15 protein-coding genes are annotated in these 13,145 nt (G+C 61.4%); 10 read left to right on the top strand and 5 right to left on the bottom strand.

Annotation, left to right across the window (positions count from 1 at the left end):
* Positions 1-180: 180 nt before the first annotated feature.
* The 4 genes from LIY45_RS21025 to LIY45_RS21040 all read left to right on the top strand — a co-directional run bounded on the left by LIY45_RS21025 (position 181) and on the right by LIY45_RS21040 (position 3,644).
* The gene (locus LIY45_RS21025; protein WP_226477474.1) at positions 181-1,173 is read left to right on the top strand and encodes a hypothetical protein; all 993 of its coding nucleotides are present in this window, start codon (positions 181-183) and stop codon (positions 1,171-1,173) included.
* Between the two features lie 218 nt (positions 1,174-1,391).
* The gene (mpl, locus tag LIY45_RS21030) at positions 1,392-2,741 is read left to right on the top strand and encodes a UDP-N-acetylmuramate:L-alanyl-gamma-D-glutamyl-meso-diaminopimelate ligase (protein ID WP_226477475.1); all 1,350 of its coding nucleotides are present in this window, start codon (positions 1,392-1,394) and stop codon (positions 2,739-2,741) included.
* Positions 2,738-3,367: a flavin prenyltransferase UbiX gene (gene ubiX / locus LIY45_RS21035; protein WP_003219402.1), complete on the top strand. Its 630-nt coding sequence runs from the start codon at positions 2,738-2,740 to the stop codon at positions 3,365-3,367. The genes mpl and ubiX overlap by 4 nt, the downstream gene beginning before the upstream one ends.
* Positions 3,360-3,644: a YceK/YidQ family lipoprotein gene (locus LIY45_RS21040; protein WP_063026896.1), complete on the top strand. Its 285-nt coding sequence runs from the start codon at positions 3,360-3,362 to the stop codon at positions 3,642-3,644. Before ubiX ends, LIY45_RS21040 begins: the two co-directional genes overlap by 8 nt.
* A 137-nt stretch (positions 3,645-3,781) precedes the next feature.
* On the opposite strand, the gene LIY45_RS21045 is transcribed toward LIY45_RS21040, so the two are convergent.
* The 3 genes from LIY45_RS21045 to LIY45_RS21055 form a co-directional block, all read right to left on the bottom strand.
* Positions 3,782-4,423, bottom strand: coding sequence for an oxidoreductase (locus tag LIY45_RS21045; RefSeq protein WP_017476264.1), 642 nt, complete (start codon positions 4,421-4,423; stop codon positions 3,782-3,784).
* A 28-nt stretch (positions 4,424-4,451) separates the two neighbouring features.
* Positions 4,452-6,170: a C13 family peptidase gene (locus LIY45_RS21050; RefSeq protein ID WP_226477476.1), complete on the bottom strand. Its 1,719-nt coding sequence runs from the start codon at positions 6,168-6,170 to the stop codon at positions 4,452-4,454.
* A gap of 102 nt (positions 6,171-6,272) precedes the next feature.
* Complete coding sequence (locus LIY45_RS21055; RefSeq protein WP_226477477.1) at positions 6,273-6,728, bottom strand: MaoC family dehydratase; 456 nt, start codon at positions 6,726-6,728, stop codon at positions 6,273-6,275.
* 179 nt (positions 6,729-6,907) lie between these two features.
* On the opposite strand from LIY45_RS21055, the gene LIY45_RS21060 reads away from it, so the two are divergent.
* From LIY45_RS21060 to LIY45_RS21075, 4 genes are all read left to right on the top strand, one after another.
* Positions 6,908-7,261: a CidA/LrgA family protein gene (locus LIY45_RS21060; protein ID WP_226477478.1), complete on the top strand. Its 354-nt coding sequence runs from the start codon at positions 6,908-6,910 to the stop codon at positions 7,259-7,261.
* Positions 7,258-7,974 carry an LrgB family protein gene (locus tag LIY45_RS21065; RefSeq protein ID WP_226477479.1) on the top strand — a complete coding sequence of 239 codons (717 nt, stop codon included), beginning with the start codon at positions 7,258-7,260 and terminating at the stop codon, positions 7,972-7,974. The genes LIY45_RS21060 and LIY45_RS21065 overlap by 4 nt, the downstream gene beginning before the upstream one ends.
* 21 nt (positions 7,975-7,995) lie before the next feature.
* Positions 7,996-8,586 carry an LON peptidase substrate-binding domain-containing protein gene (locus LIY45_RS21070; protein WP_226477480.1) on the top strand — a complete coding sequence of 197 codons (591 nt, stop codon included), beginning with the start codon at positions 7,996-7,998 and terminating at the stop codon, positions 8,584-8,586.
* 112 nt (positions 8,587-8,698) lie between these two features.
* Positions 8,699-8,905: a hypothetical protein gene (locus LIY45_RS21075; RefSeq protein WP_226477481.1), complete on the top strand. Its 207-nt coding sequence runs from the start codon at positions 8,699-8,701 to the stop codon at positions 8,903-8,905.
* Here the strand turns inward: LIY45_RS21075 and LIY45_RS21080 are convergent.
* A complete protein-coding gene (locus tag LIY45_RS21080; protein WP_226477482.1) occupies positions 8,902-10,218 on the bottom strand; it encodes a bifunctional DedA family/phosphatase PAP2 family protein in 1,317 nt (438 codons plus the stop codon). The two genes, LIY45_RS21075 and LIY45_RS21080, sit on opposite strands and share 4 nt — an antisense overlap.
* Before the next feature lie 148 nt (positions 10,219-10,366).
* Positions 10,367-11,050: a DNA-3-methyladenine glycosylase gene (locus LIY45_RS21085; RefSeq protein ID WP_226477483.1), complete on the bottom strand. Its 684-nt coding sequence runs from the start codon at positions 11,048-11,050 to the stop codon at positions 10,367-10,369.
* Between the two features lie 176 nt (positions 11,051-11,226).
* On the opposite strand from LIY45_RS21085, the gene LIY45_RS21090 reads away from it, so the two are divergent.
* Together LIY45_RS21090 and nadD are read left to right on the top strand one after the other, a co-directional pair.
* Entirely contained in the window at positions 11,227-12,492 is a 1,266-nt protein-coding gene (locus LIY45_RS21090; protein ID WP_226477484.1) for a glutamate-5-semialdehyde dehydrogenase, read from the top strand.
* Positions 12,492-13,136, top strand: a complete 645-nt coding sequence (gene nadD, locus LIY45_RS21095) for a nicotinate-nucleotide adenylyltransferase (RefSeq protein ID WP_003215431.1) — start codon at positions 12,492-12,494, stop codon at positions 13,134-13,136. Before LIY45_RS21090 ends, nadD begins: the two co-directional genes overlap by 1 nt.
* The last annotated feature ends 9 nt before the right edge of the window (positions 13,137-13,145 follow it).

Consider the following 13,145-nt stretch of genomic DNA (forward strand, 5'->3'; position numbering starts at 1 on the left):
GTGCGTTAAATAATTAGTGTCGCACCGTATTAATGTTTTGTCATTTATTTGCGCGTGTCGGTGCCGGTCTTCTGGAACGTTAATTGTCTGTTTAGTTACTAACTTGGTGGTTGTCGGATGTTCCGATAACTCGCTAATAGCGATTATGCGTAAATAGTAAAAACGAGTGAGATAATAGTCATGACTTTTAAAACTAGGCCCGCTTCGGGTTCGGTCAATATACCTCCAGTAACATATGCAGGAGCGGGCGCGCGCACTGGCGGTGCAAATCCTCCGCTGGTACGTACCGGCAGCCAGGGCAGCCCCCATGTGACCAAAACCCCCCAAAACAAATCCGGGTTAGGGAAAAATCCGGGCACAGAAAAAAAACCAACCCAATCCAAATCCGAGAAAACCAATACCTTTCAAACGCTGACACAACAAAAATTGATGAGCCAAGGGGCTACTAGGCCGTTCAAGCCTCAGGTCAGCGCAGAACCGAAAAGCATGGAACAGGTGACTCAAAACCTGATGGTTGCTGATCGCCTGGTCAAAGCCGGTGTGTTCAAGACTGAGCCCGGCCCGGCGACGGTAACCCGCGACGCCTTTATCGGTGCGGGTGTCACCGGTCTGGTCAGTGCTCCCTTCAGCATTGCTACCTACGCAGGCCTGGTTTGGTCTGGCGAGAAAATCAAGGCGCAGTTTACAAACAATACGCCGCTGCTCCCTGCGGCTCACCAGCCGGCCCCAGGCACGCAGGTGCCTGCCGCTCAAACCGACGGGACCACATCGGTCGTTGCCGGGCAGGGCTCCGACACGGGGACCACGACCGCGCGTTTTGGCTTAGCCGAGTTGCGCATGGAAGTCATTGCCAACAATGTTTTGGCAATTCGTCAAGGAAAGGATGTGCCGGCACTTCAAATGAGCGACTCCTCGTCGCGTACACCAAGCGAACGTCTGGAAACGCTTGAAAACTTGTATAAAACTGCCGAGGAACAGCTTAAAAAACTGGCGGACGAAAACGACATGGTATTCCGGCCTTATATGGCCACTCCCACAGACGGCACCGATGACAAAGGCCGTCTGGATGTTATTGATAAAAAATACGACGCATTAAACAAGTTTATTGGGAAGTTGTTGCACGTGAAAACGCTGGAGTTACCGGCGGAGTCTGCCGAAACAAACGTCGTGTGACATAACCCCGCGTAAACTTTCGAGTCACGGATGATGCTCAGTCAAACTGGCGATGGGTCCGATGCCATGGATGCATCCTGTGGCACCGGACTCATTGAATATTCCCCTACGCTCTGACAAGCAATGGCGGTCAGCCCGCAAGGCCTGCGTGCTACAGCTAAAGAGTGCGATTTTCCCTTCCCTGCGCTAACCTGCCTCGATGTTTTACGAGGTCGACTATGCACATTCACATTCTCGGTATTTGCGGCACGTTCATGGGCTCGATGGCGGTGCTCGCCAAAGAACTGGGCCATCATGTTACTGGCTCCGATGCCAATGTTTACCCACCCATGAGCACGCAACTGCAGGCCCAGGGCATTGAGCTGACCCAAGGTTATGACCCGGCGCAATTCGACCCGGTCCCGGACCTCGTCGTGATCGGCAATGCCATGGTGCGCGGTAACCCGGCAGTCGAATATGTACTGAATAAAGGTTTGCCGTACGTGTCTGGCCCGCAATGGCTGGCCGACCATGTGTTGCAAGGCCGTTGGGTACTTGCGGTTGCCGGTACCCATGGCAAGACCACCACCAGCAGCATGCTGGCCTGGGTGCTGGAGCATGCGGGCATGAGCCCGGGCTTCCTGATTGGTGGCGTGCCGCAGAATTTCTCGGTGTCGGCGCGCCTCGGAGACACCCCGTTTTTTGTCATCGAAGCCGATGAATACGACAGCGCGTTCTTCGATAAGCGCTCCAAGTTCGTTCACTACCGCCCGCGTACGGCGATCCTGAACAACCTGGAGTTCGATCACGCGGACATCTTCCCTGATCTGGCGGCCATCGAGCGGCAGTTCCATCACTTGGTGCGCACAATCCCAAGCGAAGGCCTGGTGATTCATCCCACCACCGAGCCAGCCCTGCAGCGAGTCATCGAGATGGGCTGCTGGACCCCGGTACAAACCACCGGCGCGGGCGGCCAATGGCAGGTCAGACTGCTGAGTGAAGACGGTTCAAAATTTGAAGTGCTGTTCGAAGGTGTCGCCCAAGGCATCGTCGATTGGGACATGACGGGCCAGCACAACGTCGCCAACGCCTTGGTCACCCTGGCGGCTGCGCGGCATGTCGGGGTGGTGCCATCCATGGGCATCGCGGCCTTGAGCGCATTCAAAAGCGTCAAGCGCCGTATGGAAAAGGTCGCCGAAGTGAATGGGATTACCATCTACGACGACTTTGCCCACCACCCGACGGCCATCGCCACCACACTGGATGGCCTGCGCAAGCGCGTGGGTGACGCCCAGGTAATCGCGATTATCGAGCCACGCTCCAACTCCATGAAGCTGGGCGCCCACCGTGATGGTTTGCCGGAAAGCGTCAACGATGCCGACCAGGTGGTCTGGTATGCACCGGCCAACCTTGGTTGGGACCTGCCCGCCATTGCCGCGCGGTGCACCGTACCGTCGATTTGCTGCGACTCTCTGGACGGCATCATCGAACACGTGAAACACCAGGCCAAGCCCGGCACTCATGTAGTGATCATGAGCAACGGCGGCTTCGGCGGCCTGCACGGCAAACTCGCCGAGGCCCTCAAGTGAGCGGCCCGGAACGCGTCACCCTGGCGATGACCGGCGCGTCTGGCGCGCCCTATGGCTTGCGCCTGCTGGACTGCCTGGTGCGCGAAGACCGCGAGGTGCACTTCCTGATCTCCAAGGCCGCGCAACTGGTGCTGGCCACCGAGACCGATGTGGCGTTGCCGCCCAAGGTGCAGATGATGCAGGCCTTCCTCACCGAGTACACCGGTGCGGCGGCGGGGCAGATCAAGGTCTATGGCAAGGAAGACTGGATGTCGCCGGTGGCTTCGGGCTCTGGCGCCCCCGCCGCGATGGTGGTGGTGCCGTGTTCCACCGGGACCCTGTCGGCGATTGCCACGGGGGCCTGCAACAACCTGATCGAGCGCGCGGCGGACGTGACCTTGAAGGAGCGTCGCCAGTTGATACTGGTGCCGCGCGAGGCGCCGTATTCGAGCATCCACCTGGAGCATATGCTCAAACTGTCGAACATGGGCGTGACCATCTTGCCGGCGTCGCCGGGCTTCTATCACCAGCCGCAGACCATCGATGACCTGGTGGACTTTGTGGTGGCGCGGATTCTCAACCTGCTGAACATTCCCCAGGACATGCTGCCGCGCTGGGGCGAGCACCATTTGAGCAGTGATGAATAAACTCCTGATGACCTTGCTGGCGCTGCAACTGACGGGGTGCGCGACGGCGCGTACGTTGGATGCGGCGCAACCCGGGGCGCCGGTGGTGTATGCCGGGACGCGCCTGGATATGTATGCCATTCAGGGGGGGTGTTGCGCGATGGATCGCTTTGGGGCCGAGGCGCCGAGCTATCCCCATGTGGACCTGCCGGCCAGCGCGCTGCTCGACACGCTGCTGTTGCCGCTGTCGGTGCTGACGGTGTTGGGGGTTGGGTTTAACGCGACGGGTGGGCTCTAGGGGCTGAAAGGGTCGGCGCCTATGCCGGCCTCATCGCAGGCAAGCCAGCTCCCACATGAGACTGTGTTCGCCATGACAGCGCGGTCAATGTGGGAGTCGGGCTTGCCCGCGATGAGGCCCGTCGCCTCACTGCAAAATTACTTGCCGAGCTTGCGCAGCTCATCCGACTCCACAACCCGCACCCCATTCTGCTCTTCCAGCGCCAGCCGCCACATTGCCCGCGCCAGTTCACACACTTCAATGCCGTGGTACTTACCCGGAATCAGCCGCGACAATGGCCCGGCCAGTTGCTCGGCCAGGCGTGGCTCCAACCGCTCACCCAGCAGCAGCGAAGGCCGCACGATGGTCAACTGCGGCCAATCCTGAGCCTTCAGCGCCTGTTCCATCTCGCCCTTGACCCGGTTGTAGAAAATCGAGGATTTCGGGTCGGCACCAATTGCGCTGATCACGATCAGGTGCCGCGCCCCCATTTCCCGGGCGCGCTTGGCAAAGGCCACGACCATGTCCAGGTCGACGGCGCGGAAGGCTGCTTCGGACCCGGCCTGTTTGATGGTGGTGCCCAGGCAGCAGAAGGCGATGTCCACCTGGCCGCTCAACTGCGGCAGGAATACCGCCGGGTCGCCCACCGGGTTTTCCAGGTGTGGATGCTCGGCCAGCGGCTTGCGGCTGGGCGCCAGCACCCGGGTCACGGTCGGCTCGTTGAGCAGGCGGTCCAGCAGGTGCTCCCCGGTCAGGCCGGTGGCTCCGGCGAGCAAAATGTGCTGAGGCGTCAGGTACATGGTGTTTCCCCCTTTATACAGATTCAGCTTAGTTGCTCTTGGCTTCCTTGCTATTCATTGAGACGCTTTCGAGCGCCTTTCGTGCCTGCTGTTTGCGTAATAATTGCCAGTGGGCGATCACGCCTTTGGGGGCCCAGATCTGCGGTTCGGAGGCTTCGAAGTTGTCCGCCTGCTCGCGTTCGGCCACGTGGGTCTGCGCCAGCTTGAAGGCTTGCTGCAAATCGTCGGTCTGGTTGAAGGCCTGGGCGAAGAGGGCGTCGCCGAAGTAGGTGAAGTCGGCCTCTTCAGAGCAGCCGAACGACACGCGGTCGGCCCGTGAGGCGGTCATGATCAGGGTATGTTCGTCTTTCAGGGCCGGGATGAACCCGCCGGAGTAGCAGGCCGAAATCACGATGATCTTGTCGCGGTTTTTCAGCGGTGCCAGCACGGCGGCCAGTTCATCGGCTGGCAGGTCGGCCAGCTCCATGCGCGGCTGGTCGAGCACCAGTTCGTGTTCGTGGGTGCCGTGGCTGGTGAGGTAGATGAATACCAGGTCTTGCGGGCCACTGCGTTCGGCCAGGGTCTGCACCGCGCGGCGCAGGCTTTCACGAGTGGCCATCGGGCGGTCGGCGATATGGTCGCGATGGTTCACCAGGCGGATCTGGCCATAGGCGCCGAAGCGGGTGGCGAGCATGTTGCTGACGTAGTCGGCTTCACGCAGGAACACACTTTGTTTACCGTCGCCGGCCACCACCAGGCTGTACAGCTCCACGCCCGATTTGGACGGGGGCACGGCGGCGAGGGCCTCATCCAGTAAGCGGCCCTGGGCAAACAGGCCGATCTCCAATGGGTCAGGCAATAATTTGCCATCGGCGTCGCGCACCCGCATGCCGTTGACCCAGGTGCCAGCCTGCACGGTGCCATCGGCGAGCACCAGGGTGCCGCGCCCTTGATAGCTGTCGCTGTCGAAGCCGCCAATATAGAAGCTGCCGTCGGTGAGGTTCAGGCGGCCTGTGCCTGTGAAGCGCCAGTCAACGAATTGGCCGACGTAGTGGCTGCCGTCGACGCCGATCAGTTCGCCCTTGCCGCTGAGGGCGCCTTCCTTGAATTCGCCGATCCACACGTCGCCGTCGGCGTTTTCATAACGGCCCTTGCCGTTGAGCTGGTTCTGTTTGAAGTGGCCGATGTACATGTCGCCGTCGGCGCTGTTGAAGGTGCCGTTGCCCTCCAACTGGCCATCGACGAAGTGGCCGCTGAACTGGTTGCCGCTGTCGTCGTTGCGCTGGCCTTCGCCGTTGGGCTTGCCGTGGGCGAACTGGCCCTGGTACTGGCTGCCGTCGGCCAGTTCGAGACGGCCGAGACCGGAATACTGGTCGTCCTTGAATTCGCCGCGATAGGTCATCTGCCCTTCTTTGAGGGTGCCTTCGCCGTTGCGTTTGCCTTGTTTGAACCCGCCGACGTAGCTGTTAGCCGCCGTGGTCAGGCTGCCCTGGCCGTCGAACAGGCCTTGCTGGAACTGGCCTTTATAGACTTCGCCATTGCTGCCATGCCACTCACCCTGGCCGTGCCACTGGCCTTTATCGAACTGGCCGGCGTACCAGCTGCCGTTGGGGTAGTCCACTCGGCCCTGGCCTTGCAGCAAGCCATTGACCACATCGCCACGGTAACGACCGCCATCGGGCAGCCGCGCATCGGGCGGCAACAGCGATTCGCCGTCGCCGCACGCGGAGAGCAACAGGACAAGAGCAAGGGGAGCGAGTGGGCGCATAGCGGGATCCGGATAATTGAGCGCCGAGTATGCCGCAGCTGCGAGATCTATACATAAATTTACATGAATTGTGGTGAGCAGGCGGGCTCACCACGGCCAGGCTCAGACGAAGCAGAGTGACAACGACTCGGCTATATACGCCGGTTTCTCCTGGCCATCGATTTCCAGGGTGCAGGTGGCCTTAAGCAGCCATTGCCCGGGTTTTTTCTCGATGGCGTCGGTGAGGGTCACGGCCAGGCGCACTTTGGAGTCGACCTTCACCGGCTGGATGAAGCGCACGCTGTCCAGGCCATAGTTGACGGCCATTTTCAGGCCTTCGGGCATGATCAGGATGTCTTCGATCAGCTTGGGTATCAGCGACAGTGACAGGAAACCGTGGGCGATGGTGCTGCCAAACGGCGTCTTGGCGGCTTTCACCGGGTCGACGTGGATGAACTGAAAATCGCCGGTGGCCTCCGCGAACAGGTTGATGCGCTCCTGGTCGATGGTGAGCCATGCGGAACGTCCCAGTTCCTTGCCGACATAATCCTTGAGTTGCTCTACGGGTACTGAGGGCATTGCGACTCTCCTTCTTTGCTCGGTTGGCTTCATCGTTTTGTATTTTTGGACAGGTCCAGAGAACCAATGTAGATCATCATGGGCACTTGGCCCGGTCAACCCACCATGCTTTTGGCGAATGCCGTTCCATAGAGGCAGCGTGCTTATAATGCCGACACGCTTTTGGGGGAGAAGAACGGATGCTGTTACGCGGTCTGACATGGCTGGTGCTGTTTCAATTGCTCGGCACGGCGATCAATCATTTGTTTGTCCCGGTGTTGCCGGGGCCGATTATCGGACTGCTGCTGATGCTGGCCTTCCTGGTGTGGCGCGGCGAAGTCGGTGAGCCCTTGAGCCTGGCGGCCAGCAGTCTGCTGCGTTATTTGCCGTTGCTGCTGGTGCCACCTGCGGTCGGCGTGATGGTGTATGCCAAGGACATCGTCGCCGACTTCTGGGCCATCGTCGGCGCGTTGGTGTTGTCGCTGGTGATCGCCATGGGCTTTGTCGGCGTGCTGATGCAGCAGATGGTCAAGCGCAAGGAGAAGGATCAATGATCTTCGACTGGCACGGCGCGTGGACGGCGGTCATTCATCACCCGCTGTTCGGCATCGGTATCACCCTCGGCGCCTATCAGCTGGTGCTGGCCGGCTTCGAGAAAACCCGCTGGATTTTCCTGCAGCCGGTGCTGGTGTCGATGCTGCTGGTGATCGGCGTGTTGCTCAGTTGCGGCTTGACCTACGTCGAGTACCGCAAGAGCACCGAGATCATGAGCATCCTGCTGGGCCCGGCGACGGTGGCCCTGGCGGTGCCGCTTTACCTGAATCTGCGACGGATTCGCCAATTGTTCTGGCCAATTTTTACTACGCTGGTGGTGGGAGGCGTATTGGCGACCGGCCTGTGCGTGCTGTTGGGCTGGTGGTTTGGCGCTGAGCACATGATGCTGATGACCCTGGCGCCCAAGTCCGTGACCTCGCCGATTGCGATGCTGGTGGCCGAGCAGATCGGCGGCGTGGCGGCATTGGCGGCGGTGTTTGTGCTGATCACCGGGGTGATCGGCGCGATGATCGGCCCGGCGTATTTATCGCGCCTGGGCGTGCACAGCCCCGAGGCGCGCGGCATGGCGTTGGGCATGACCGCCCACGCCGTGGGTACCTCGGTGGCCTTGCAGGAAAGCGAAGAAACCGGCGCCTTTGCGGCGCTGGCCATGAGTCTGATGGGCGTGGCCACGGCGGTCTTCCTGCCGTTGGCCGTGTCGCTGGTTATTTAAGTCGGGTTTAAGGAAACCTTTATGAGTCTGGCGCTTTTCCCACTCAATACCGTGCTGTTTCCCGGGTGCACCCTCGACCTGCAATTGTTCGAGGCGCGTTACCTGGACATGATCAGCCGCTGCATGAAAAAGGGCGAAAGCTTTGGCGTGGTGTGCATCCTCGACGGCAAGGAAGTGGGGCTGGCGCCGGATGGCTATGCGTTGATTGGTTGCGAGGCGCTGATCCGCGACTTCAAGCAGCAGGACAATGGCCTGCTGGGGATTCGGGTCGAGGGTGGCCGGCGTTTCCGCGTGCGTGATGCCGGTGTGCAGAAGGACCAACTGCTGGTGGCCGAGGTGCAATGGCTGGACGAGCAGCCCGAGCAACCCCTGGAAGAGGAAGACGCCGACTTGTTGGCGTTGCTCCATGCCCTGGCCGAGCATCCGATGGTGGCGTCCCTGGATATGGGCACCCACGCCGACGGCCAGCAAGCCTTGGGCAATCAATTGGCCTATCTGCTGCCGTTTACCGAGGCCGACAAGATCGACCTGTTGCAACTCGATGACCCGCAACAGCGCCTGGACGCGATCCAGTTGCTGCTGGATGAGTTGCAGGGCGAGTTGTTCACCTGACCCGCGAGTGTCACTCGGACTTGTCCTTCCCCGTCTTCAGATTTTCCGTGGTTGTCCTGATCCCGTTGCCTGAAATAGTTGGCAATCACGTAATGATGATCAGGGGAAAAGGATGATTCGGCTTTCGCAATCGGAGCAAGTCGTGTGGGACGCGTTTTTTATGGCCATCACCACGCAAATTCTTCATATGAACGACGGTCGCGGTGCGGAGTACATCGCTGAACGCGCCGCGGAGATTGCTGACGAAATGCTTCTGGAGCGGCGCGAGCGCAGCGTCGAACGCCGCGCTGCACCCCTGGATTGGCTGGGGCCTGCCTAGTAGGCGTACCTCAGCAGTGCGTGGGAAGTGCCGGTAAACGCAATGAACGCGAGCACCGCGCCACACACCGGCAGGATCAGCCACCAGACTTTAGGCGGCATCGGTGGCAACAGGCTGCGGTGCTGGCTTAACGTCAGGCTGAAGGCGCACACCGTCATTGCCAGCAGGGTGCCGGCGAGGATGTCCGTCGGCCAGTGCGCGCCCAGGTACACCCGGGAAATCGCGATGGTGGCGGCGGGAATGCAGCCAAGCACCAGCCAGGTCAGGCGCAGTCGTGTCGGTTGACCGCGACCGGCAAGCACCGCCAAGGCCAGGAAGAATGCAAACGAGCCGGACGCATGGCCGCTGGGCATGCTGAAGCTGGTGAGCGGGTCGGTCAGTACTTCAGGGCGCATCCGCGCAAAAAACAGCTTGGTCCCGGTATTGATCAGTGCCGCGCCCAGCAGGGTGGCGCCGACAAAGATTGCCTGGCGCCATTGCCGCGCCACTACCAACAGGCCGGTCAACACGGCGCTGGCCACAAACATCTTCTTGAACTCGCCGAGCTGGGTCACCATCACCATTGCCCGATCGATTGCCGGGCCGCGGTGTTCCTGCACCAGTGCCATCAAGCCCTGGTCAAAGTCGTTGAGGTAGGGATAGCCGATAAACAGCGCGAGCAGCAATGTGCCGCCCATGCAGCCAATCCACAGGGTGGCGCGCCGGTGGCCGCGCAGGCTGCTGTTGAGGCTCACGCCGATCAGCACCGCCAGGCACGCGGCGACAATCCCGGCCTCCGGCCAGAAACCTTCGGGCAATGGCAGGCGGAAGGCCGCGCCGGTGGCCCAGCCCGGCAGCAGATACGCCACCGACCATCCCGCGCCGGCCAGCAGGCTCACGGCAGCAAAACGTGGGAAGGGCATGTCGCACATGCCCGCAACCATCGGCAACATCGGCCGCAGCGGGCCAATGAAGCGTCCTACCAACAAGCTGGCGATGCCGTACTTCTGGAAGTAAGCCTCGGCGCCGCTCATCCATTCGGGGTGATGCCGCAGGCCGGGCAGGCGCCGGATGTTCTGGTGGAAATGGCGACCGAGGAAGTAGGAAACAACATCGCCCAGCACGCCGCCGAGGAAGCCCAGCAACAGGGTTTCTCCCAGGGACAGTGCGCCGCTGCCGGCCAGGGCGGCGATGGCAAACAGCAATACCGTGCCCGGTACGATCAGGCCGGCAATGGCCAGGCACTCCACGCACGCCACGATAAACACCGCCACGGCCAGCCATTGCGGGTTCAGTGTCAGCCAGCCGGTAATGCCATCGAGCCATGGGCCCATACAATCAAACTCCCTTTGTGAATATTACCCCCTCTGTAGAGCGAGCTTGCTCGCGAAGGTCGTTAACGCTGACGCGGGCTATCTGGTTTAGCGCGGCGCTCTCGGGTGCTTCGCGAGCAAGCTCGCTCCTACAGGGGGCTAGTGTGTTTCAAATCAAAAAATAGTCGCGGCCTTCGACCTGGCCCCGGCGCAGCGGGTTCCGTGTGCAATACGGCGCATAACCGGCATCGACGAAGCGGTACATCAGGTGTTCATCACGCCCGCCGGGGATGCCCAGCCGGGTGGTCTGGATGATTTGCGCCGGCGCCAGCCCCACGTCTTCCACGTAGAGCCGCTCCTGGTCAAAGCGCTTGGCATCCCACATCGGCACTTTCAAACCCAGCGCCTTGCACAGCAAGGTCTGGCCGGCACACAGCTTTTGCGAGGGGCGCGGCTTGCCGCTGGCATCCGGGTTGTTCAACAGCATCTGCGCCAGGCTGGCCGGGCCGGAGACTTCGTCGACCCACGGATAGGCCGATTTGATCAGCACCGCATTGCCCGGGCCGTGGGCGCTGAAGTTCAGCGAGTCACCGCCACGGGCGTAGTACATATAGATGTGGCCGCCATCCAGAAACAAAGCCTTACGCTTTTCTGTGTAGCCGAGGGACGCGTGGCTGCCTTTTTCGGCGAGGTAATAGGCTTCGGTTTCGATAATGCGCGCCGACAGCCACAAATCGCCGACACGATGGCGAATGACTTTTCCCAGCAATTCGCGCGCGAGCAGTTGCGCGTCACGGTCGAAAAAGCCGTCGGGCAAGGCGTTGGCGCGGATCAGTGGCGAAAAACTGGACATGGCGATCAAAGGTAATACGGCTAAATGTGACAGGATGATAACAACTCCAGCCTTAATTCCCGCTGAACGTCGGGTTTTTGCAGTTCATTTCGACCATCCGCCCCTCACCGCTGTCCGTAGGACGGCGTCACAGCTATAATCTGCCGCTTTCCTCTTTGCCAAGACCCCACCAGACCATGACTGAGTCCGTTCTTGACTACATGACCCGCCTGGGTCGCGCTGCCCGTCAGGCTTCGCGGTTGATCGCCCGTGCGAGCACGGCGCAGAAGAACCGCGCCTTGCTGGCGGCCGCCGACGCTCTGGATGCCTCGCGCTCCGAGCTGACCGCTGCCAACGAGCAAGACCTGGCCAACGGCCGGGCCAATGGTCTGGAGCCTGCCTTGCTGGATCGCCTGGCGCTGACGCCGGCGCGCATCGACGACATGATCGAAGGTTTGCGTCAGGTGGCCAAGCTGCCTGACCCCATCGGTGAAATCCGCGACATGCGCTACCTGCCCTCGGGTATCCAGGTGGGCAAGATGCGCGTGCCCCTGGGCGTGATCGGCATCATCTATGAGTCGCGCCCGAACGTGACCATCGACGCCGCGAGCCTGTGCCTCAAGTCCGGCAATGCCACCATCCTGCGGGGCGGCTCCGAGGCCATCCATTCCAACCGTGCCATCGCCGCGTGCATTCAGCAGGGCCTGGCCGTGGCCGAGCTGCCGGCCGAAGTGGTGCAAGTGGTCGAGACTACCGACCGCGCCGCCGTTGGCGCGCTGATCACCATGCCTGAATTCGTCGACGTGATCGTGCCGCGCGGTGGCAAGAGCCTGATCGAGCGTGTGAGCCGTGATGCCAAGGTGCCGGTTATCAAGCACCTGGACGGCGTCTGCCACGTGTTCATCGACATCGCCGCCGACCTCGACAAGGCGATCCGCATTGCCGACAACGCCAAGACCCATCGCTACGCCCCGTGCAACACCATGGAAACCCTGTTGGTGCACGCCGGCATTGCCGATCGCGTGCTGCCGCCGCTGGCTGCCATCTACCGCGACAAGGGCGTTGAACTGCGTGGCTGCGAACGTACCCGGGCGATCCTCGGCAGCGACGTGATCGAAGCCACCGAGCAAGACTGGTACACCGAATACACGGCGCCGATCCTGTCGATCCGCATCGTCGACGACCTGGACCAGGCCATCGAACACATCAACCAATACGGCTCCAAGCACACCGACGCCATTGTCACCGAGCATTTCAGCGACGCCCGGCGTTTCCTCAACGAAGTGGATTCCGCTTCGGTGATGGTCAACGCTTCGACGCGCTTCGCCGACGGCTTCGAGTATGGCCTGGGGGCGGAGATCGGTATCTCCACCGACAAGCTCCACGCACGCGGCCCGGTTGGCCTGGAAGGGCTGACCAGCGAGAAGTACGTGGTGTTCGGTGACGGTCATGTGCGCACTTGATGGGTAAACGCATCGGGCTGCTCGGCGGCACCTTCGACCCCGTGCACATCGGCCATTTGCGCAGTGCACTGGAAGTCGCGGACGCCCTCGGGCTGGATGAGCTGCGCCTGGCACCGAACGCCCGGCCGCCCCATCGCGACACGCCGCAGGTGTCTGCGCAGCAGCGCCTGGAGATGGTTCGCCTGGCGGTGGCCGGCATTGCACCGCTGGTGGTGGACGACCGCGAACTCAAGCGCGACAAACCGTCCTACACTGTCGACACCCTGGAACTGATGCGGGCCGAGTTGGCCGCGGATGACCAGTTATTTCTACTTTTGGGCTGGGACGCGTTTTGCGGCCTGCCCACTTGGCACCGCTGGGAAGAGTTGCTCCAGCATTGCCACATCCTGGTGCTGCAACGCCCGGATGCCGACGCCGAATCGCCGGATGCCTTGCGCAACCTGCTGGCAGCGCGGTCGGTAAGTGACCCTTTGGCCCTGACCGGGCCGAGCGGGAATATTGCATTCGTCTGGCAAACCCCGCTTGCGGTGTCTGCCACCCAGATCCGTCAACTGCTGGCCAGCGGGAAGTCGGTACGTTTCCTGGTGCCTGACGCGGTCCTGGCCTACATCGATGCGCACGGGCTTTACCGTGCGTCGAACTGAAAAGGCGCG

Source organism: Pseudomonas sp. MWU16-30323 (assembly GCF_020515595.1).
GTDB lineage: Bacteria > Pseudomonadota > Gammaproteobacteria > Pseudomonadales > Pseudomonadaceae > Aquipseudomonas > Aquipseudomonas yamanorum.

What these genes read in the sequence shown, in the direction of transcription:
- LIY45_RS21075 (WP_226477481.1), top strand. Translation starts at nt 8,699, where the DNA reads ATGATTCGGCTTTCGCAATCGGAGCAAGTCGTGTGGGACGCGTTTTTT.
- LIY45_RS21045 (WP_017476264.1), bottom strand. Translation starts at nt 4,423, where the DNA reads ATGTACCTGACGCCTCAGCACATTTTGCTCGCCGGAGCCACCGGCCTG.
- LIY45_RS21050 (WP_226477476.1), bottom strand. Translation starts at nt 6,170, where the DNA reads ATGCGCCCACTCGCTCCCCTTGCTCTTGTCCTGTTGCTCTCCGCGTGC.
- LIY45_RS21060 (WP_226477478.1), top strand. Translation starts at nt 6,908, where the DNA reads ATGCTGTTACGCGGTCTGACATGGCTGGTGCTGTTTCAATTGCTCGGC.
- nadD (WP_003215431.1), top strand. Translation starts at nt 12,492, where the DNA reads ATGGGTAAACGCATCGGGCTGCTCGGCGGCACCTTCGACCCCGTGCAC.
- LIY45_RS21090 (WP_226477484.1), top strand. Translation starts at nt 11,227, where the DNA reads ATGACTGAGTCCGTTCTTGACTACATGACCCGCCTGGGTCGCGCTGCC.
- LIY45_RS21025 (WP_226477474.1), top strand. Translation starts at nt 181, where the DNA reads ATGACTTTTAAAACTAGGCCCGCTTCGGGTTCGGTCAATATACCTCCA.
- LIY45_RS21040 (WP_063026896.1), top strand. Translation starts at nt 3,360, where the DNA reads ATGAATAAACTCCTGATGACCTTGCTGGCGCTGCAACTGACGGGGTGC.
- LIY45_RS21080 (WP_226477482.1), bottom strand. Translation starts at nt 10,218, where the DNA reads ATGGGCCCATGGCTCGATGGCATTACCGGCTGGCTGACACTGAACCCG.
- LIY45_RS21065 (WP_226477479.1), top strand. Translation starts at nt 7,258, where the DNA reads ATGATCTTCGACTGGCACGGCGCGTGGACGGCGGTCATTCATCACCCG.
- LIY45_RS21055 (WP_226477477.1), bottom strand. Translation starts at nt 6,728, where the DNA reads ATGCCCTCAGTACCCGTAGAGCAACTCAAGGATTATGTCGGCAAGGAA.
- mpl (WP_226477475.1), top strand. Translation starts at nt 1,392, where the DNA reads ATGCACATTCACATTCTCGGTATTTGCGGCACGTTCATGGGCTCGATG.
- LIY45_RS21085 (WP_226477483.1), bottom strand. Translation starts at nt 11,050, where the DNA reads ATGTCCAGTTTTTCGCCACTGATCCGCGCCAACGCCTTGCCCGACGGC.
- LIY45_RS21070 (WP_226477480.1), top strand. Translation starts at nt 7,996, where the DNA reads ATGAGTCTGGCGCTTTTCCCACTCAATACCGTGCTGTTTCCCGGGTGC.